This window comes from Streptomyces sp. DSM 40750 (assembly GCF_024612035.1).
Lineage (GTDB): Bacteria > Actinomycetota > Actinomycetes > Streptomycetales > Streptomycetaceae > Streptomyces.
In genome coordinates, this window is record NZ_CP102513.1 from 131,858 (window position 1) to 151,462 (window position 19,605).

General features: G+C 69.4%; 20 protein-coding genes. 10 read left to right on the plus strand and 10 right to left on the minus strand.

Annotated features, from left to right (window positions below; translation table 11 throughout):
- Positions 1-135: 135 nt before the first annotated feature.
- The 6 genes from eno (at position 136) to JIX55_RS00690 (ending at position 6,325) form a co-directional block, all read left to right on the plus strand.
- Complete coding sequence (eno, locus tag JIX55_RS00665; RefSeq protein ID WP_257561250.1) at positions 136-1,446, plus strand: phosphopyruvate hydratase; 1,311 nt, start codon at positions 136-138, stop codon at positions 1,444-1,446.
- Positions 1,447-1,506: 60 nt separating this feature from the next.
- A complete protein-coding gene (locus JIX55_RS00670; protein ID WP_257561251.1) occupies positions 1,507-2,511 on the plus strand; it encodes a VOC family protein in 1,005 nt (334 codons plus the stop codon).
- A gap of 32 nt (positions 2,512-2,543) precedes the next feature.
- On the plus strand, positions 2,544-3,095 hold the full coding sequence (locus tag JIX55_RS00675) for a carboxymuconolactone decarboxylase family protein (RefSeq protein WP_257561252.1): 552 nt from the start codon (positions 2,544-2,546) through the stop codon (positions 3,093-3,095).
- A gap of 40 nt (positions 3,096-3,135) precedes the next feature.
- The gene (locus JIX55_RS00680) at positions 3,136-4,245 is read left to right on the plus strand and encodes an alcohol dehydrogenase catalytic domain-containing protein (protein WP_257561253.1); all 1,110 of its coding nucleotides are present in this window, start codon (positions 3,136-3,138) and stop codon (positions 4,243-4,245) included.
- A gap of 86 nt (positions 4,246-4,331) precedes the next feature.
- Positions 4,332-5,237 carry a LysR substrate-binding domain-containing protein gene (locus JIX55_RS00685; RefSeq protein ID WP_257561254.1) on the plus strand — a complete coding sequence of 302 codons (906 nt, stop codon included), beginning with the start codon at positions 4,332-4,334 and terminating at the stop codon, positions 5,235-5,237.
- 221 nt (positions 5,238-5,458) lie between these two features.
- Complete coding sequence (locus JIX55_RS00690) at positions 5,459-6,325, plus strand: 3-hydroxybutyryl-CoA dehydrogenase (protein WP_257561255.1); 867 nt, start codon at positions 5,459-5,461, stop codon at positions 6,323-6,325.
- Between the two features lie 65 nt (positions 6,326-6,390).
- On the opposite strand, the gene JIX55_RS00695 is transcribed toward JIX55_RS00690, so the two are convergent.
- Positions 6,391-7,341 (minus strand): helix-turn-helix domain-containing protein, encoded by a 951-nt coding sequence (locus JIX55_RS00695; protein ID WP_257561256.1) that lies wholly within the window; start codon positions 7,339-7,341, stop codon positions 6,391-6,393.
- Positions 7,342-7,661: 320 nt separating this feature from the next.
- Here JIX55_RS00695 and JIX55_RS00700 point away from each other — a divergent pair, with 320 nt between their 5' ends.
- Entirely contained in the window at positions 7,662-8,843 is a 1,182-nt protein-coding gene (locus JIX55_RS00700) for an acyl-CoA dehydrogenase family protein (RefSeq protein ID WP_257561257.1), read from the plus strand.
- The gene (locus JIX55_RS00705) at positions 8,840-9,334 is read left to right on the plus strand and encodes a flavin reductase family protein (protein ID WP_257561258.1); all 495 of its coding nucleotides are present in this window, start codon (positions 8,840-8,842) and stop codon (positions 9,332-9,334) included. The genes JIX55_RS00700 and JIX55_RS00705 overlap by 4 nt, the downstream gene beginning before the upstream one ends.
- Before the next feature lie 104 nt (positions 9,335-9,438).
- Here the strand turns inward: JIX55_RS00705 and JIX55_RS00710 are convergent, their stop codons facing one another.
- The 8 genes from JIX55_RS00710 to JIX55_RS50755 all read right to left on the minus strand — a co-directional run bounded on the left by JIX55_RS00710 (position 9,439) and on the right by JIX55_RS50755 (position 15,925).
- Positions 9,439-9,606: a hypothetical protein gene (locus JIX55_RS00710; protein ID WP_257561259.1), complete on the minus strand. Its 168-nt coding sequence runs from the start codon at positions 9,604-9,606 to the stop codon at positions 9,439-9,441.
- A gap of 136 nt (positions 9,607-9,742) precedes the next feature.
- Complete coding sequence (locus JIX55_RS00715) at positions 9,743-10,708, minus strand: electron transfer flavoprotein subunit alpha/FixB family protein (RefSeq protein ID WP_257561260.1); 966 nt, start codon at positions 10,706-10,708, stop codon at positions 9,743-9,745.
- 36 nt (positions 10,709-10,744) lie between these two features.
- Entirely contained in the window at positions 10,745-11,527 is a 783-nt protein-coding gene (locus JIX55_RS00720; RefSeq protein WP_257561261.1) for an electron transfer flavoprotein subunit beta/FixA family protein, read from the minus strand.
- A gap of 26 nt (positions 11,528-11,553) precedes the next feature.
- Positions 11,554-12,729 carry an acyl-CoA dehydrogenase family protein gene (locus tag JIX55_RS00725; protein ID WP_257561262.1) on the minus strand — a complete coding sequence of 392 codons (1,176 nt, stop codon included), beginning with the start codon at positions 12,727-12,729 and terminating at the stop codon, positions 11,554-11,556.
- A gap of 85 nt (positions 12,730-12,814) precedes the next feature.
- Positions 12,815-14,041, minus strand: coding sequence for a CaiB/BaiF CoA transferase family protein (locus tag JIX55_RS00730; protein ID WP_257561263.1), 1,227 nt, complete (start codon positions 14,039-14,041; stop codon positions 12,815-12,817).
- Between the two features lie 53 nt (positions 14,042-14,094).
- Positions 14,095-14,544, minus strand: a complete 450-nt coding sequence (locus tag JIX55_RS00735; protein WP_257561264.1) for a zinc ribbon domain-containing protein — start codon at positions 14,542-14,544, stop codon at positions 14,095-14,097.
- Positions 14,545-14,711: 167 nt separating this feature from the next.
- Positions 14,712-15,212: a DDE-type integrase/transposase/recombinase gene (locus JIX55_RS00740; protein ID WP_257561265.1), complete on the minus strand. Its 501-nt coding sequence runs from the start codon at positions 15,210-15,212 to the stop codon at positions 14,712-14,714.
- Positions 15,213-15,310: 98 nt separating this feature from the next.
- Positions 15,311-15,925, minus strand: coding sequence for an MFS transporter (locus JIX55_RS50755; RefSeq protein ID WP_306819963.1), 615 nt, complete (start codon positions 15,923-15,925; stop codon positions 15,311-15,313).
- Positions 15,926-16,295: 370 nt separating this feature from the next.
- On the opposite strand from JIX55_RS50755, the gene JIX55_RS00750 reads away from it, so the two are divergent.
- Both JIX55_RS00750 and JIX55_RS51245 read left to right on the plus strand, forming a co-directional pair.
- Complete coding sequence (locus JIX55_RS00750) at positions 16,296-16,703, plus strand: (R)-mandelonitrile lyase (RefSeq protein WP_257561266.1); 408 nt, start codon at positions 16,296-16,298, stop codon at positions 16,701-16,703.
- A gap of 70 nt (positions 16,704-16,773) precedes the next feature.
- A complete protein-coding gene (locus JIX55_RS51245; RefSeq protein ID WP_257561267.1) occupies positions 16,774-17,937 on the plus strand; it encodes an alcohol dehydrogenase catalytic domain-containing protein in 1,164 nt (387 codons plus the stop codon).
- A 7-nt stretch (positions 17,938-17,944) separates the two neighbouring features.
- Here JIX55_RS51245 and JIX55_RS00760 read toward each other — a convergent pair whose 3' ends face one another.
- Positions 17,945-19,195 carry a phytase gene (locus JIX55_RS00760; RefSeq protein ID WP_443046684.1) on the minus strand — a complete coding sequence of 417 codons (1,251 nt, stop codon included), beginning with the start codon at positions 19,193-19,195 and terminating at the stop codon, positions 17,945-17,947.
- Positions 19,196-19,605 lie beyond the last annotated feature (410 nt).

Here is a 19,605-nt window from a genome sequence, read left to right on the forward strand (position 1 = left end):
CCGACCGCGCCAGTTCTTGGGCACGGGGTCTCCGTACGCCTCCGGTCGCGGGGGCGGTCCGTCCCCTGGTGACAGGCACGGGCACAGGCACCGCTCGGCGCCCCGATCGTCCGAACTCCGAAAGGTTGCACCGCCATGACAGACGCGCGGATCGCCAAGCTCCACGGCCGCAGGGTGTGGGACTCACGCGGACGGCCGACCGTGGAGGTCGAGATCCATCTCGCGGACGGCGCGATCGGCCGGGCCATCGCACCGGCTGGCGCGTCGACGGGCCAGGGCGAGGCGCTCGATCTGCGCGACGGCGGCAGCCGCTTCGGCGGACTCGACGTCCATCGCGCGGTCGGTTCGGTGAACCAGGAGATCGCACCCGCCCTCCTGAACCGCGACGCATCCGACCAGGAGGTCGTCGATCGGCTCCTGGTGGACCTCGACGGCACCCCCGACCGCAGCCGTCTCGGCGGCAACGCGATCGTGGCCACGTCCATGGCGGTCCTGCACGCCGCCGCCGCGTCCGCGGGCGTACCGCTGTGGCAGCACCTGGCAGGCGGACGACCGGTCCGCATCCCCCTGCCGGAGATCCAGATCTTCGGCGGCGGCGCCCATGCGGACCGTCGCGTCGACGTCCAGGACTTCATGGTGATGTGCCCCGCGGCCGGCAGCTTCTCCGAGGCGCTGGACTGGACCGCGGAGATCTACCGGGCGGCCGGAAACCTGATGCGCAAGGCCGGGAAGGCGCAGGGTGTAGCAGACGAGGGCGGCTTCTGGCCCGCGTTCGACTCCAACGAGGAGGCGCTCGAGACGCTGACCCGGGCGATCGAATCCGCGGGCTTCGCGCCCTCGACGCAGGTCGGCATCTCCCTGGACGTGGCAGCCTCGCAGTTCGGCAGTGGCGGTCGGTACACGCTGGCGCTGGACGACCGCACGCTGGACACCGCCGCGCTGATCGACATGCTGGGCGACTGGATCGAGCAGTATCCGATCCTGTCCGTCGAGGACCCGGTGGGTGAGGACGACACCGACGGCATGGTGGAGTTCACCCGGCGCCACGGCCACCGCTGCCAGGTGATCGGCGACGACTACCTGGTCACGAACGCCAAGCGGGTGGAGGCGGCGGCCACCGGCGGGGCGGCGAACGCCGTCCTCGTCAAGCCGAACCAGGCCGGCACGGTCACAGAGGCGTTCCTGGCCCTGCGCGCCGGGAAGGACGCCGGTTTCGGCACCATCGTCTCGGCCCGGTCCGGTGAGACCGAGGACATCACCATCGCCCATCTCAGCGTCGGCTGGGACGCCGGTCAGCTGAAGGTGGGCTCGTTCACCCGCTCCGAGCGGATGGCCAAGTGGAACGAGGTGCTGCGTATCGAGGAGTCCCTCGGCGAATCCGCGGAATTCAGCGGATGGTCCGCCTTCACATTTCCCGAATCCAGGCCCTCCACGGCCAAGCAGTAAAACTACCTCGAAGTATTACAGTCAGCGAAATACAGAGCCGATCGGAGCACGGAGCCGAGCATGCTGCCACCCGTCAATCTGCGCCCGAGTTTCAATATCACCCGCTCCAGCCATGTCCGGCTGACCGTCGCCGACCTGGCCGAGAGCCGGAACTTCTACGTGAACGCCCTGGGGCTCGTCGTCAGCGACGAGGACGACCGCACCTGCTACCTCCGCGGCCTGGCCGAGGCCTGCCACCACAGTCTCGTCCTGGAGCTCGACGAGGAGGGCGCGGGCACCTGCAAGAGGATCGGCTTCCGGGTGTTCTTCGACGAGGACCTCGATCTCGCGTACGCCTGGTTCCGTGAGCGCGGCCTGCCCGCAGAGTGGGTCGACGTCCCGTACCAAGGCCGCACCCTGCACGTCAGCGACCCCATCGGCACGCCGCTCGAACTGTGCGCCCACATGGAGACCAGGCCGCGGCTGCACATCGACTTCGCTCAGTACAAGGGCGCCCACGCGCAGCGTCTGGATCACTTCCAGACCTTCGCGCCGGACACCTACGAACTGACCGCTTTCTACGGCGAGCTCGGCTTCCGCAACTCGGAGTACCTGGAGCACGGCGACAAGCTGCTGGGCGCCTTCATGTACCGCAAGGGCACCTGTCTGGACCTCGCGATCGTCGAGAACGCCGGGCCCGCCCTGCACCACTTCGCCTACACCGTCTCCGAGAGCCGCGACATCTTCAGCGCCTGCGACTGGGCGGGCATCCTCGGCTACGGCGACGGTGTGGAGCGGGGCCCGGGACGGCACGGTCCGGGCGGGATGCTCTTCGCCTACCTCCGCGACCCCGACGGCCACCGGGTGGAGGTCTTCAACAGCCACTACCAGACCATCGACACCGAGATCGAGCCCGTGCGCTGGGACGCCGCATCGCTGAGCACCAACGCCCGCTGGGGCCTCCCGGCCCTGGAGAAGTGGTACTTCGAGGCGTCGCCCTTCGTCGGAGTACCGCAGATCCCGCCGGCCGAGCCGCCGAAGCCGATGTCGCTGGAGCGGTTCCTGCTCGAGCAGCCCCTTCCCTGACCTTCCGTCCGCCCCGTCCCCAAGGAGACGTCATGGCACGAGTTCCCTACCTGCGCCGCGAGGACGCGGACGAGTCACTGAAGCCGCTGTACGACCGGCTGGAGACCGAACGCAAGGTACCGACGGCGAACATCTTCCTCGCCCTCACCAACGCGCCCACCCAGCTGGACGCATTCCTCACCTACGCCAACTCGCTACGGGCCGCCGACCTCAGCTCCAAGCTGCGCGAGCTGGCCATTCTGACCGTGGGTCACGCCACCCGGTCCGCATACGAGGTCGCACACCACCAGTCACACGGGCTCAAGGCCGGGCTCACCGAGGAACAGCTTGCGGCGGTGGCCGACTTCGAGGCGTCCGATCTCTTCGACGAGACGGAGAAGGCGGTCATGTCCCTCGCCAGGGAGTCCACGCTCCAGGTCGACGTCTCGCAGGAGACGTGGCGTGCCGCCGCCGAGCACCTGACGGACCGACAGATGGTCGAACTGTCGTTGTCCATCGCCTGGTACAACTCCGGCGTCCGCATCATGGGGCTGCTGGACATCGACCTTGAGGACAATTACCCACACCCGTTCCCCAATTCGTAGTTCTCGGCGCCGTACGGCCCATCAATTCAGGAGTATTTCAATGGCGAAAATGCTCGCTGCCCGACTGCACACGCTCGGTGAGCCGATGTCGGTGGACACGATCGAGGTGCCTGCCCCGCGGCCAACCGATGTGCTGGTGCGGGTGAAGGCATGCGGAATCGTGCCGAACATGGCGAATGTGATCAACAACTGGCCCACCTGGTATCCGCACCAGCCCTTGCCCAAGCTCCCCGCGGTCTTCGGGCTGGACCCGGCGGGTGTGGTCGAGGCGGTCGGCGAGGCGGTGCTCAACACCAAGCCCGGCGACCGGGTCTATGTGAGCCCGCTGCGATCCTGCGGCAGCTGTCAGGTGTGCCGCGGGGGCGAGCTCAGCCGGTGCCGCTACTTCACCTTGAACGGCTACTTCAGCACATCGCGCGACGGCCAGCGGATCTTCGACCTGTACCCCTACGGCGGCTTCGCCGAGTACATGACGGCGCCGCAGTACTCGATCGTCAACATCCCCGACAACATGGCGTTCGAGCAGGCCGGCAAGCTCGGCTACATCGGCACCTCCTACGGAGCCCTCAAGCACGCGGCGGCCGGCCCCGGCCAGGTCGCGTTGATCGACGGGATCACGGGCACGCTCGGCGTCGCCTCCACCCTCCTCGCGCTGGCTTCGGGCGTCTCCAAGGTGCTCGGAACCGGCCGCAACGAGGAACTCCTCAAGCGTGTTCAGGAGTTGGCCCCGGACCGGATCGAGGTCATGCGTCTGGGCGAGGGGTCCACGGGCGAGTGGGCCAAGTCGCGCACCGGCGGCGAGGGAGCGGACTTCGTCATCAGCGCACTCGGCGCCAAGGCCCCGGTGGAGACGATGCTCGACTCCATGCAGGGCGTGCGCCGCGGCGGCAAGGTGGTCAACGTCGGCGGCGTGGCCGACCGGCTGCCCGTCGACGTGAAGTGGCTCATGGACGAGCAGGTCCAGCTGATCGGCTCCAACTGGTTCACCACCGCGCAGGGACAGGAAGTCGCCGACATGGTGGCGACCGGGGCACTGGACCTGTCTTACCTGATCACCAAGCCCTTCCCGCTGGCCGAGGTCAACGAGGCGATTTCGGGGCGCGCCACCGACCTGGACGGCGGATTCAGCAACTACGTCGTGATCCCCTGATCCAGCAGGTCGCCCACACTCACCCCGCGGCGGTCCTGTTCTGCCCTGACGCCGCCGCGGGGTGTCCCGGCAGGACGGAGGAATCGGTGGAACTGCGCTGGCTGGAATCGTTCGTCGTCGTCGCGGAGGAACTGCACTTCGCGCGGGCCTCGGACCGTCTGCATCTCGCACCGTCGGCGCTCAGCGCCCAGATCAGAGCCCTGGAGTCACATCTCGGCGTACGGCTCATCGACCGCGGACGGCGCACCCGCCCGGCCCTGACCAGCGCCGGGCGGCTCTTCCTCGAAGAGGCGCGGCTCACCCTCGCACAGGCCGCGCGGGCCGAGGCGGTGGGCCGGCGTGCCGGGCGCGGGGAATTGGGACATGCCCAGATCGCGTACGTCGCCTCGGCCGCGTTCTCCGGCGTACTGACCGACGTCCTCACCCGCTGCGCGGCCCCCGGCACCGAACTCACCGTCCAGGTACGCGAGTTGGAGACACCGGCCCAACTGGAAGCACTGGCCTGCGGGGACATCGACGTCGGCTTCCTACGCTGGAGACCGGAGTACCCACCCGAAGTCACGGCCACCTGCCTGCTTACCGAGCAGATCGTCCTGGCGCTACCGGCCGCCGCGCCACTGGCGGCGTACGAAGCGGTACCGGCTGCCAAGCTGTGCGACGAGAACTTCGTTGCTCCGCACTTCGACGAGGAGTACGGCTGCCGTGACCAGATCCTCGAAGTGGCGGAGCAAGGGAACTTCAGCCCGCGATGCGCTCCCCCGGTGCGGGACTTCATCGCGGCTCTGACGCTGGTGGGCGGCGGTCTCGCGGTGGCACTGGTCCCCTACTCGCTGCGCCGCGTGCAGATCCCCGGAGTGGCGTACCGGCCACTGGCGGACGTGGCGCTGACGACCCGGCTGGTCGGCGCCTACCGCAAGGGGGAGACCTCACCTGCGGTGCGCGGCGTGATCCGCCGCCTCCGGGAGGCCGCTGCCGCCACGGCCACCGCCTGAACGCCGACCCGCAGCAGGCGTCCGGCATGAGCCTGACGCCCCGTCGGCATGCCGTCCTCTCCAGGCCCGGGTCAGCATCGAACCGACGCACGTTTGTACGCGGATGACGCACTGTTCAAGCAGGTCAGAGGGGATTTACCCGCCCTACGCTCAACACGGCAGCACACACCGTGGCGGCGTCGGTCGACCGCCGCCCGACGGAGGGACAGGCGGAGCAGCACATGACAGCGATCAAGCACGTAGGCGTCGTAGGCGCGGGCCAGATGGGCCGGGGCATCACCGAGGTGTGCGCCCGGGCGGGACTGCACGTCACGTTGTGCGACGTGACCGAGGACAAGGCCCGGGCCGGCCTGGCGGGTGTGGCGGACTCCCTGCTGAAGGCGGAGAAGCGCGGTGGCATCGCGCCCGAGGACCGCGCACACGCCCTGGCCGGGATCTCGGTCACCGACGACCTCTCCCGCCTGAGTGGGGCGGACCTGGTCATCGAGGCAGCCGTCGAGAACGAGCGCGCCAAGACGGCGCTGTTCCGGCAACTGGGCGAGGTGGTCACGGACCCGGCCGCCGTGCTGGCGAGCAACACCTCATCGATCCCCATCGCCCGGCTCGCCGCCGCGGCCGGACGCCCGGAGTCGGTGGTCGGCCTGCACTTCTTCAACCCGGTCCCCGTCATGCCACTCGTCGAGGTCGTCCCCTCTCTGCACACCTCGAAGGCAACGGAACTGCGCGTGCGTGCCTTCGCGAGCGAGATCCTGGGCAAGCAGACGATCATCGCGCAGGACCGTGCCGGCTTCGTAGTGAACTCCCTGCTGATTCCCTACCTGTTGGCAGCCGTGCGCATGGTCGGATCCGGTACGGCGACGGCGGAGGACATCGACACCGGGATGACCGCCGGCTGCGCTCACCCCATGGGCCCGCTGCGCCTGGCCGACCTCATCGGACTGGACACCGTGGCGGCGATAGGCGAGGCACTGTACGAGGAGTACCGGGAACCGCTGTACGCCCCTCCCCCGCTGCTGCGCCGCATGGTCGAATCGGGCCTGCTGGGCCGTAAGTCGGGGCAGGGGTTCTTCAACTACCGGGTGGCCTGAAGACACACGTCAGGAGCCGCCGGGGCCAGGCCGTTCATCACTGGGGCGGACTGACATCACCGATGTCACCGACCAGCCGCGCGCGCCTCCCGGGGGCTCATGCCGTACGCCGACTTGAAGGCGTGGCTGAAGTGGGCCGGGTCCGCGAAGCCCCAGCGCCCGCCGATGGCGCCGAGGGGAAGGTGGTCCAGGGCCGGATCGGTGAGGTCGCGTCGGCACCGGGCCAGACGCTGTTCCCGGATCCAGCCCGAGACCGTGTGCCCCTCTGCCGCCAGCAACTTGTACAGGTAGCGGCGGGAGATGCGGTGGGCGGCCGCGATCCCCTCGGGGTTCAGCGCGGGGTCGCCGAGCCGCTGCTCCATGTAGACGAGGACGCGCTCGGTGAGCAGGCCCGGGCCGTCCTCTTCTGTTGTCCGGTGCACGTCGGCGTGCTCCGCGAGCAGGGTGCCGATCAGGTCGATCACGTTGTCGGCCAGCCGGGGCGTGCCACGGGACTCCAGGTGCTCCATCTGCCGCGCCAGTCCGTGCAGGAGAGGCAGTACCACCTGCCCGAGACCGTCGTGGCAGGGCACCGGAGTCGCCGTCACACGCGACAGATCGCGCTCCGCCAACGGCAGCATGCCTCGCGGGAACATCAGGACGAGACCGGTGTGGGACTGGTGGAGGTCGTAGCTGAAGGGACGACGCGTGTCGTAGACGACCAGTTCGCCCGGCCCCACCCTGGCCTGACGGTCCCTCTGGGTGAGCACGCCCTGTCCGGTGAGTTGCACGGTGAGCTGGAAGAAGTCGGGTGCGTCGGAGGCGATGTGCCGACGGGTACGCGCGACGCTGTGCGGTGCGGCCGAGATGACAGACATCTGTACCTGGCCGACGCGCACGGCGTGCAGTGATGCCCTGAAGTCGGCGTTCCCACGCGGCAGGACCTCCAGGGGCACGAGGTTCCGGCCGACGGCGTCCCGCCAGCATTCCAGTCGCTCGGTGGCCGTGCCGTGGCTCGGCGTCGTGATCCGGGGCATGCGGCTCTCCTCCCGGCTCGTCCGGCCCTGCCGGGGGCGGGCTCGGACGGTACTCCTGGCGAGGAATGGTAAGTCCCTCCGAGCGATCTGCAACCAGCTCCCGGACGTGTTCTCAACCACGCAAGTTACCGGTGCTCCCGCACACAAGCAGGACCCGCGCCCCGCCCCACATCATGCGAGCAGTGACCGGGGCCCCTTCGGCCGGCGTTCGATCGCCCTCACGCCGGAACGGCCGCTCTCCGCAAGCCCATTTGAGGCTCCCCCATCAGCCGCACGCGGTTTTGCTGCTGCACGACCGCAAGCCTTCGCAAGGATCGATCATGACGACATTGCTCGACTCCACCTCATCGCACGACCAGGCATCCGACGACGGGGTGCTGGGCCGCGTCCGCGCACACCTGCCCCGGATCGCGGCACGTTCCGCCGAGGCCGAGACCGCGCGGGCCGTTCCCGCGGAGATCATCGCCGCTCTACGCGAGGCCGGTGTGTTCCGGATGAGCCTGCCCAGGGCATGGGGCGGCGAGCAGCTGGACCTGGTGCAGAGCGCTCGGGTGGTCCGGGAGATCTCGCGGGCCGACGGGTCCACCGGCTGGACCGTTCAGGCAGCGTCGATGGCCTGGTTCTTCGTACGGTCGCTGCCCCGGGAGACGCTTGAGAAGGAGGTGTTCGGCGAGGGTGCCGACCTGATGCTGCGTGGGGCGATAGCCCCGAAGGGCAAGGCGGTCGAGGTGGAGGGCGGCTACCGTCTCAGTGGGCGCTGGCCACTGGCCAGTGGCTCGTTCACCCCGGACTGGGTGCTCGCGGGCTTCGTGGTCGAGGGCGCGCCCCCGCTGCCGGACGGCCGCCCCGACATGCGCGTCGCGTTGATCCGCCCCGAGCAGGCCACGTTCCTCGACACCTGGGACGCGGTGGGCCTGCGTGCCACGCAGAGCACCGACTTCATGATGGACGACGTCTTCGTACCGGCGCGCTTCACCGGCCCGCTGATGGGCGGCAACAACATCCCCGCGCCCTTCTACGGCCTGCCGTACACCGCCACTGGTGCCTCGCACGACGCCGTCATCATCGGCTGCCTGGAGGGCGCGCTGGGCGATCTCGCCGCACTGGCCGCCACCAAGCGGCCGGCGTTCAACCCCGGGGTGCTCATCGGTGAGGACCCGGTGTTCCAGGAGAAGTTCGGTGAGCTGCACCTGCGCACGGCTGCACTCAACGCCCTGCTGGAGCAGACCGGCCGCGTCGTCATGGACCGCGCGGTCGCGGGAGGCGAGCCCACCCCGACCGAGTGGTTCGGCTACACCGGAGGCCACCAGCACATCCACCACGAGGGCAGCCGCATCCTCAACGAGATCATGACGCTGTCCGGCAGCTCGGGGCTCTACACCTCCCACCCGATGCAGCGCCGCTGGCGCGACGTCCGCTGCGTCTCCCAGCACGTGGCGGGCAACAACGGCTCGCTGCGGCGTCTGGGCGCGGTTCTCTCGGGTCAGGGGGACGTCCGATGAGCCCGCTCGCGACGACACCGACGGACCCCGCCGTTCTGCGCCAGGCGTTCGGCTGCTTCCCGTCGGGGGTGACAGCCCTGTGCGCACTTGATTCGGGTACGCCGGTGGGCATGGCCGCGAGTACGTTCACTCCCGTCTCCCTTCGACCGCCTCTGGTGTCGGTCTGCGTCCAGGACACCTCGTCGACCTGGCCGAAGCTGCGCGAGCAGGGCCGCCTGGGCCTGAGCGTCCTGGCCGAGGGACAGGACCTGGTCTGCCGTTCGCTGGCCGGCAAGGACCGGGACCGGTTCGCGGAGGTCGACTGGGAGGCGTCCGAGGAGGGCAGCGTGTACATCCACGGTGCCGGCCTCTGGCTGGACTGCTCGGTCCACGCCGAGCTGCCCGGCGGCGACCACACGATCGTCCTGCTGGAGATCCACGCCCTGAGGGCCGAACCCGACCGGGAGCCACTGGTGTTCCACGGCAGCCGGTTCCGCCGTCTGGCCGCTTGACGGGCCGATGGCCGAAGCGGGAGCTCCCGGTCTCCCTCCGCGCATGTGCCGAGGGTCGGGGAGCTCCCGCCTGGGAACCCTGCGCCGGACTTCGGGCGAAGCGCTCAGTCGGCTTGCTCGGCAAACGCCTTGACGCCGCGCAGGGTGGTCCCGATGTCGGTGCGGAGCTCGGCGAGCCGGAAGGCCACGATCTCTTTCTCCCGCTCCTGAGCACGGTCGATCACCAGGGTGATCCCCGAACGGCCCGGCCCGATCCGGGCGAACTGCCGCAACCTGCGGCCGGTCCCCTCCGGCTCGAGTCAGAAGCGCCAGGTGGCCAGGGGCTTCGCCAGTCCGGGGCCGAGTCACCGTACCGGCCGTCGGGATCGTCGACCGCCCAGCCGAACGTCATGCTCCGTGGTCGGTCCCTCAACCGGCTTCCCTGCGGGCGGCCACTTCCTGGGCCAGCTGAGGGGCCACGGCGAACAGGTCGCCCACCACGGCGTAGTCGGCCAGTTCGAGGATCGGCGCCTCGGGGTCCTTGTTGACCGCGACGATCGTCTTGGAGGTCCGCATGCCGGCGAGGTGCTGGATGGCCCCTGAGATGCCCAGGGCGATGTACAGCTGCGGGGAGACGGACTTGCCGGTCTGCCCCACCTGGTACTGGTGCGGGTAGTAGCCGGCGTCGACCGCGGCACGTGAGGCGCCCACCGCTCCGCGCAGGGCGTCGGCCAGTTCCTCCACCACCTTGAAGCCGTCCGCTCCCGCGACACCACGTCCGCCGGACACGACGACGGTCGCCTCGGTGAGCTCGGGGCGGTCGCCCGCGAGCACGGCTCGCCGGGCGGTGATGCGGGCGGATGCCGCACGGTCGACCGGCGGCAGGGCGAGTTGCCGCTCCCCCGCTTCCACGGGACGCTCCTCCGACTCGAAGGAACCCGGCCGCACGGCGATCACCGGCAGACCGTGGGTGACCTGTGAGCGCACGGTGTACGACCCGCCGAAGACAACCTGGGTGGCCACGCCGGACGAGTCCAGGTCGACCGCGTCGACCAGCAGCCCGGCGTCCAGCCGAGCGGCGAGACGCCCGGCCACCTCCTTGCCGTCCGTCGTCGCGGAGACCAGGACGGCGGCCGGGGAGACCTCTCGTACCGCGAGTTCCAGGGCGTCGACGGCCGGCGTAGAGAGAAATTCGCCCGCTTCGGGGGATTCGGCCGCGTAGACGCTCGTGGCGCCATGACGGGCGAGGGCTTCCTTGAGGCGGGCCGCAGTGCCGGGGGGTTCCACGACGACTGCGGCCGGGTCGCCCAACCGCCGTGCGGCGGTGAGGAGTTCATACGTGGACTTGTGGACGCGTTCCCCGTCGTGGTCGACGAGGACGAGGACATCGGGCATGGGCGCCTGCTTCTGGTTAACGCTGGGGAGGGCGGTTCAGACGAGCTTCTGGGCGATCAGGTAGTCGACGAGTCGCCGGCCGGCCGAGCCGTCGTCCGTGACACGGATTCCGGCGGCCCGTGCCGGACGCGGGACGGCCTCCATCACGTGGGTGCGGCTCACGAGGAGCCCGGTGTCGTCCACGTCGGGGAACAGGTCGTCGAGATCGACCGTCTCCACCGGCTTCCTCTTGGCGGCCATGATCCCCTTGAAGGAGGGGTAGCGGGGTTCGTTGATCTTCTCGGTGACGCTGACCAGCGCGGGCAGCGGTGCGTCGAGCGTCGCCTCGCCGTTCTCGGCCTCGCGCTCCGCTCGTACCCGTCCCGCGTCGACGGTCAGCTCCCTGGCATGCGTCAGCTGCGGCAGGCCGAGCAGGTCCGCGACGATGGCGGGGACCGCGCTCGCCTGTCCGTCGGTCGTCGCGTTGCCCGCGAGTACCAGGTCGACGTCCTCCACCGTCCGCACGGCGGCTGCAAGCACCTTCGCCGTGGTCACGACGTCGGTGCCCCGGAGCCTGTCGTCGCAGATGTGGATGCCGCGGTCGGCGCCCATCGCCAGGACCTTGCGGATGGCATCGAGTGCGGAGCCGGGCCCCATGGACACGACGGTGACCTCGGCGCCCACCGTCTCCTTCAGCATCAGGGCCTCCTCCGCGGCCCGCTCGTTGATCTCGTCCAGGACGAGGTCGGCGTTCTCGCGGTCCAGGGTGTGGTCGGCCTCGGACAGGGTGCGCTCGGCAGCGGTGTCCGGAACCTGCTTGACGAGTACGACGATGTTCACGGGCGTCTTCCTCCAGCCTTCGATGGTCAGCGGAACGCCGGGTAGCCGGTGATCGCCTGACCGACGACCAGGGTGTGCATCTCGCTGGTGCCTTCGTAGGTGAGGACGGACTCCAGGTTGTTGGCGTGGCGCAGCGGCGAGTACTCCAGGGAGATGCCGTTGGCGCCGAGGACGGTGCGGCACTCGCGGGCGATGGCGATCGCCTCCCGCACGTTGTGGAGCTTGCCGACGCTGATCTGCTCGGGCCGGATGCGGTGCTGGTCCTTGAGCCGCCCCAGGTGCACGGCGAGAAGCGCGGCATTGCCCACGGACACGCTCATGTCGGCGAGCTTCTTCTGCGTGAGCTGGAAGGCACTGATCGGCTTGCCGAACTGGATGCGGGAGTCGGCGTACTCGACGGCCGCCTGGAGCGAGTCGCGGGCCGCACCGACCGCGCCGAACAGGATGCCGAAGCGGGCCTCGTTCAGGCAGGACAGCGGTCCGCGCAGGCCCTCCGCGAGGGGCAGTCGCGCGGAGTCGGGCAGCCGGACGTTGTCGAAGTACAGCTCCGAGGTGATCGAGGCGCGCAGCGACATCTTCTGCTTGATGTCCTGTGTGGTGAAGCCGGGCGTCCCACGTGGCACGAGGAAGCCGCGGATACCGTCCTCGGTCTGCGCCCAGACCGTGGCCACATCGGCGATACCGCCGTTGGTGATCCACATCTTGGAGCCGTTGAGGGTCCAGTCGTCGCCGTCGCGGACGGCCTTGGTGCGCATGTCCGAGGGGTTGCTGCCGAAGTCCGGCTCGGTCAGGCCGAAGCAGCCGATCGCCTCACCGGCGGCGAGCCGCGGTAGCCATTCCCGCTTCTGCTCCTCCGAACCCCACTTCCAGATGGAGAACATCGACAGCGAGCCCTGCACGGAGACGAAACTGCGGAAGCCGGAGTCGGCGGCTTCCAACTCCAGACAGGCGAGCCCGTAGCCGACCGCGTTGGTGCCGGCACAGCCATAGCCCTCCAGGTGCATACCGAGCACACCCAACTTGCCCAGCTCGGGGGCGAGTTCACGCGCAAAGTGGGCGCTCTCGAACCACTCGCCGATGTGCGGGCGCACCCGGTCGGCGACGAATCTGGCGACGGTGGCCTGGATCTCGCGCTCCTCGTCGGTGAGGACGGAGGCGATGTCGAGCAGGTCGAGGGGGTCCTTCAGGGGCTTGCCGCTCATCGTGTGGGCTCCTTGTCATCAGGGTTGGGAAATCGGGTGGTTCCGGTCTCGGTGCCGGCGCTGCGAACGGGTCGGGGGCGCCGGGTCACACGGGGAGACGGTCGGACGGGCCGTGGAGGATCTCCGCGGTGTGCTGACCCAGGCGGGGCGGAGGAAAGCGGTACTGCGCGGGTGTCCCGCTCAGCGAGATGGGGTGCGCGACCTGCCGGGCGGGCCTGCCTTCTTCCCCGTCGACGGGTGCGGCGGGGAAGTCGACGACGCCGGGCAGACCGAGCCTGTGGGCGAAGGCGAAGGCCTCGTCGAGGGTGTTGACCGGTCCGGCGGGCACCCCGGCGGCCAGCAGGACGGCCGACCAGTGGTCGGCGCCCGCGGCACTGAGCCGCTTGGCCAGGATGTCCCGGAGTCCGGCATGGTGGGCGACTCGGTCGGCGTTGGTGCGGAAGCGGTCGTCGACAGCGAGACCGGGTTCCCCGACGACCTCGGCGAGCGCCGCGAACTGCCGGTCGTTGCCCACCGCGAGGGCGAGCGGACGGTCGGCGGTGGGAAGGGTCTCGTACGGGGCGATGCTCGGGTGCGCGTTGCCCATGCGTCCCGGAACCACACCGGCGACAGCGAATGCCGACGCCTGGTTGACCATGGCCGACAGCAGTGAGCCGAGCAGATTCACCTCCACGAGCTGCCCCTCACCAGTGGCGTCCCGGTGCCGGAGGGCCGCCAGGATGCCGAGCGAGGCGTGCAGTCCGGTGATCACGTCGACGAGGGCCACGCCGGCCTTCACCGGCTCTCCGTGCGCCTCCCCGGTCACGCTCATCAGGCCGCCGACGGCCTGCACGAGTAGGTCGTACCCGGGGATCGCGGCGCCCGCACCGCTGCCGAAGCCACTGATCGAGCAGTAGATCAGCTCCGGGCGCTGCGCACGGAGCTCCCGGTGGCCGAGGTCCAGCCGCTCCATCGTGCCGGGCCGGAAGTTCTCCACCAGCACGTCGGACTCGGCGACCAGGGCGCGTGCCTGTGCGCGGCCGACCTCCGTGGTCAGGTCGAGCACGATCGACCTCTTGTTCCGGTTGACGCTCAGGAAGTAGGTCGACGTGCCGTCATGGTCCGCCGGCGGGTGCCAGGCCCGGGTGTCGTCCCCGATGCCCGGCCGCTCGACCTTCACCACGTCGGCGCCGAGGTCGGCGAGGAGCATCGTGGCGTAGGGCCCGGCGAGAACCCGGGAGAAGTCGGCGATGCGCAGGCCGTCGAGCGCGCCCCGCGCCGATGCACCGGGGTCGTCGGCGCGTCCGTCCGGAACCTTGTGCTGAGTGCTCACGCACCCTCCTCTCTGATCATCCCGGCCCGTGACTCCGATTGAGCCGGGTGCTGTCACCGCCAACGCTCCAAGGACGTTGCCCGGTAAGTGAGTTCGACGAGGGGAAGCCCTTGGTCGAGGGGAGCCACGGCCCGCACGACTCGTACCCTCGCCCCGACCGCGACCACGACCGGTTCCTTCCTCGTCACCTGGCAGAGCAGGTTGAAGCCCTCGTCTATCGAGACGAACCATGTGTTGAGCGGAACCTGGCCGATACGGCGAACGAGGACCCCTGCACCGGTGCTGCGCTCCGGTTTGAAGGCAGTGGCCCCGCAAGCCCGGCAGAACGAGCGTCGGTAGGCCGGGGTGCCGCACCAGAGGCAGCGCTGGAAGAAGAGTTCGCCACTGACCGCCGACGGCGTCGGTGTGCCTGCCGGTGTCGGGTAGAAGACAGACGCTTCGGAGTCTTCCGCGAGCTCGGCTTGTTCGTGGGATTCTGTCTGGAGCATCACGGCCTCCTGCACGCAGTCCGATGACCGGAAACGGGGGATCGGAATCCGATCCGGCTCCACCACCCTGGCCCTGCCGCGGCTCGCCGGTCAACGACGAGCTGACGCATCTTTGTGCGCGGAACGCGTTCCATTCATTGAGGTCAGAGCCGGTTTTCAGGCGCTACTCTCACAGCGGGGCACTAAGCATCTGAGGGCATCCGCGGGGCAAAGCCAGCGTCATTTCCGTTCTCCGCCTCGCGCCGCCTCTGCCAGGGAGATGAGCCCGATGTCACGGGGGTGACTCGCCAGTCGCGAGCGCAACTGCGGGCACCCCACGTCCCTGGTGCAGCCGGGACAGCAGCGTTCCGAGCCGGGTTCAGCTGTGGGTCCGGCTTGTCGACCCCGGTCTTGGGGTTGTCCGGCAGCAGGCGGCGCGGGACGCCGCCGAAGAAGCGGAAGGCTTCCGCGTGTGCGAGGGTCCAGGCGTGCTGGTCCATGTGCGTCACCGGGCGGACGAACATGTGCCGCGAGGCGGGCAGCATCATCACAAACGCCCAGATCCGATGCCGTTTCCCGCTGGTCGGGTTGATCCACTGCCCCAGGAAGCCGTAGTCGATCTGGGCCTCCGAGCCCGGCTCGATGTCATCCCGCAGCACCGTGACCTTCGAGCGGGCCGCCTCGTCGGGCAGGTTCTCGTGCACCCAGCGGGTTACCCTTCAGATCCTTCTCGAAGTCCTCAATAGAGCGACTGTCCACGCCGGGCGCGCCTCTGTTCGCTTTCACGGCTTGCCTGATGACTTCAAGCGTCCATGTAGGTCCTCCCGGGAAGCCCCGGTTGTCCATGCACGTCACCTACACGTTCCTGGCCCGCCAGGTCCGCGCCAACCCCGCCAAGGACCTGCACGACCGCGAAGGACGGACTGAGTGCGGCGACCACATGACCGAGGGCGAAGACGATGAGCGCGAGGACCAGTGTGGACCGCCGCGGCAGGCGGAGCGTCGCGATGGCGATCGCGATCGCCGGCGCCCCGACGATCATGCCCGCCGCGAACGCCGTGATGAGCAGGCCCGCCTGGGACACACTGACACGCAGATCGTCCGCGATCTCGGGCAGCAGGCCCGCGATCCCACGCTCGCGGCCGCGCTGAGCACCTCGGCGTTCACCGTGGGCATCGCCGTCGGCTCGTGGGCAGCCGGTCTGGCCCTGGCCTCCCCGCTCGGGCCGGCAGGTCCGCCGGCGGTGGGCACCGTCATCTCCGCTCTCACCCTCGTACCGTTGATCGCCCTCGCGGTACAGGGCCCGCCGACCCGGTCGGCGAGGTCCCGTGTCGTGGAGCGGAGCACCGCGAGCAGCACCGTCATGGACGAGGGCGACTCCCACACCACCGTGGTGTGATCCACCCACTGCCGTCACATGCGATAACGATAAGAGGAGAACCGTGACGTCGGCTCATGACCGCCGTGAGGCGGCTGCGTCGGTGACGTCATGGCTCCGCGGCGACGCCGGGGGCCGGTCGTCGCCCGTGCGCCACACCGTCGTCAGCTCGCCGCGCCAGGGGCGAGCGAGTTCCCGTCAGCCACCCAGGCCGCAAGAAGGCGCAGCCGTTCCTGCGTGGGCGTGCCGACTGCGGCGGTCCAGATGGTTCGTGACCGTCGCCGTCGCGAAACTGACCTCGTTCTACACCAGCCACCTGGGCAGATCCCAAGCCATACACACGACCGCCTGATCCGCACGGCTGCCGCCGCACTGACGCGGCGACCCCCTCCACGTAGAAAGAAAGACGATGGAACTGCTGAAGCAGCTTCCGACCATGAAACTGCCGGCCGCCTGGTTCACCGGCGACGCCTGGGCCGACGTCGTCCACCGCGGCGAGGCGCCTTCACGTATCCGGGCGAACATCGTCCGCTTCTCGCCCGGCGCCCGTACCGCGTGGCATTCACACGGCCTCGGACAGACCCTCTACATCGTGGAGGGCATCGCGCTGATCCAGTCCCGAGGAGGTGAGGTTCTGGAGGCCCACCCGGGTGACGTCATCCACACGCCCCCGGACGAGGAGCACTGGCACGGCGCCGGCCCGGACCGCTTCATGGTCCACCTCGCGCTGTGGGAGACCGACGACGTCTCGTGGCTCGAGCACGTCACCGACGCCGAATACAACGGCCCGCGTGTCAGCCCCCGCACACCACGCTGAATCCCCACTCACCGCGGCTCACGGAGAACTTCCGGCAGCCAGTCCCCTGGAACCGAACCGAGAAGGCACCATGCGCGCAACGATCATTCACGCCCCTGGCGACATCCGTGTCGAGGACGTCCCCGCGCCCGAGATCGTCAACCCGACCGACGCGATCATCCGTACCGTCGTCACCTGCGTGTGCGGCTCGGACCTGTGGCCCTACCGTGGCATAGAACCCACCGACGAACCCCATCCGATGGGTCATGAGTACGTCGGCATCGTCGAGGAGGTCGGCCGCGAGGTCACCTCGGTCAAGCCGGGACAGTTCGTGGTCGGCTCCTTCGCCACCTCGGACAACGCCTGCCCGAACTGCCAGGCGGGCTACCAGTCCAACTGCGTTCGCCGCGAGTTCATGAGCACCTGTCAGGGCGAGTATGTCCGTATCCCCAACGCGCACGGCACGCTCGTCGCCACTCCTGATCTGCCCGCCGACGAGTCCGTGCCCAGCCTGCTCGCCGTGTCCGACGTGATGGGCACAGGCTGGTACGCCGCCGTCGCCGCGGAGGTCGGGCCCGGCTCGACGGCCGTGGTCGTCGGAGACGGCGCGGTCGGTCTGTGCGGCGTCATCGCCGCCAAGGAGCTGGGCGCGGAACGGATCATCGCGATGAGCCGGCACGAGTCCCGGCAGAAGCTGGCCCTGGAGTTCGGCGCCACCGACATCGTCACCGAGCGCGGCGAAGAAGGCATCGCCCGCGTGAAGGAGCTGACGAACGGCAACCGCTACGGCGGAGTCCGGCACCTGTTCGCCGCCCTGGACCTGGCCAAGGACAAGCTCTGCGGCCACATCAAGCCGGTCAAGAAGCGCACGCAGTTCCTGGAGTTCTGCCGCTACCTGCGCACTCTCTACCCGCCGAACACCCGCATTGCGATCGTCTGCGACAACTTCTCCCCGAAGCCGTCGGTGTTGAAGTTGTGGATCACATCGCGGACCCGGTCATCGCTGGGTGAACGACACCTCGGCGGTCCTCGCCACCGGCATGCCCTGCGCGGCGAGCAGGACCATCTGGGCCCGGCGCCAGGTCACCACCGACCCGGTCCCCCTGCGGATGATCCGCAGAAGCCGCCGCCCCTCGTCATCGTCGATCTCTCGGACACGTACTCGCTCTGCCACTCGGACAGGCTGTCGGACACGCGCCGCCCTGCACAGCATCGGGACGGCGCGTCACATCACAACAGGGCCAACGTTGCTTGATGCGGCACTAGTTCAGCGCATTCTCGAGCTTGCCCAGATCGACGAACTTGAAGTTGGTGTTGTCCCGGGTCTCCCCGTCCGCGTCCGTCTCGTCCGGGGTGTTGTGCCCGTCCTGCACCACGAGCAGGCCGTTGGGGTAGCGGGAGCCCAGGGGAACGTTCAGCACGGCCGCGCCGTCGCACTCCTCGGAGCCGTCGACGGTGCCGGCGGCGATCCGGAAGCCGCTCTCGTACTCGTTGTTGTCGGACACCTCGCGGTCGTACGCGGCGAAGGTGTTGTCGCCCTGGCTGGAGGAGAGCAGGTAGCCGTCACCGGAGCCCTCGTCGAGGATGGTCAGACCCTCGACGTCGGCGGACAGGTGCGTGCCGCCGTAGCCGGGGTCGGCGCCCGCCACGCACTCCTCGGTCGCCTCGTCGTAGGTCGCGGGGACGCCGTACTCCCGCACCTTGTCGATCAGCTTGGGCTTGCCGCCCAGGTCGGCGGGCAGCCGCCAGATGCCGATGTCCTCCTGGCCTGCGTAGAGCACCTTGTTCACCGGGTCAACGACCATGCCCTCGACCTGCGGGAGGTCACCGGGGTCGGCACACGGCGTCCAGGACCGGCCGTTGGGCAGGGTGAAGGAGGACGGCAGGTCGTACGTGCGCACCTGCTGGTAGGTGACCGCCCCGGTGGAGGTGGCCTTCAGCTCCAGCAGGGCCAGCCGGGTGCGGCTGCGCTGACTGACGACGGCGTAGGAACGGCCGGTGGACTTGTCCGTCCAGGTGGCCAGACCGTAGGGGGTGGTCTGGTTGTTGACCTCGTCCAGGGTCTTGGAGAAGACCAGCGGGGCCGATGCGTCGGTGATGTCCGTCAGCGGCTGGGCGGCGCCCGGTGTGATGCGGTAGACGCGCAGGTGGTCGCGGCCCCGGTCGGTGACGACGGCGATGTCGGCGCGGCCGGTCGGCAGCGGGAATCCGGAGATCAGGTCCACGTTGTTGAAGCGGCCCGGCTTGTCGTCGGGGGTGGGGGCGGGCGGCGCCGCTATCGACTGCACCTCCTTGCCGGCCAGGTCGTACACGCGCAGGCCGCCTTCCTTGGCGGTGGCGATCACCAGGCTGGCATCCGGGTCGGCGGCGTTGCGCCAGATCGCCGGGTCGTCGGCGTCGGCGTTGCCGCCGGCGTCGTCGCCGTACAGGGCGGGGGTCTCGGTGGTGGCGGTCAGGCTCGCCGGCCCGTCGACGGCCTGGGCCGAGGTGGGCAGGACCGCCACGGCGGTCATGGCCGCGACCATCGCGGCCAGCTGTGTCCCGCGCAGGTTGCGCACAGTACCTCCACGTAGGGGGAAAACGACGAGACCCGGTGGGGCAACGCGGGGGACGTGCTCCCCGCGTCGGGCTGCCAAGATCCTGTGGGCCGAAGGTGAAGGGCTTGGCGCTGTCCGGTGTCGCAATGATGCCCTGACGGTGAGCAGAGGGCGCGCCCGACCGTGCCACAGTTCCTGCCTCGCGGTCTCCGGCCGGTGGCTGAAAGAGGTTCCCCCAACGCTCACTTTCCGTTGGGAACCGGACGCAGGATTCGCTTCTAGGGTGATCGCGGCCGCCCCCCGGTTCTCCCCGTTCGTAGCATCGAGAGGACTCCCATGACAGGCACGTCCGCCGCAAGAGCGACCTCTGGTCCCGGTTTTGAACG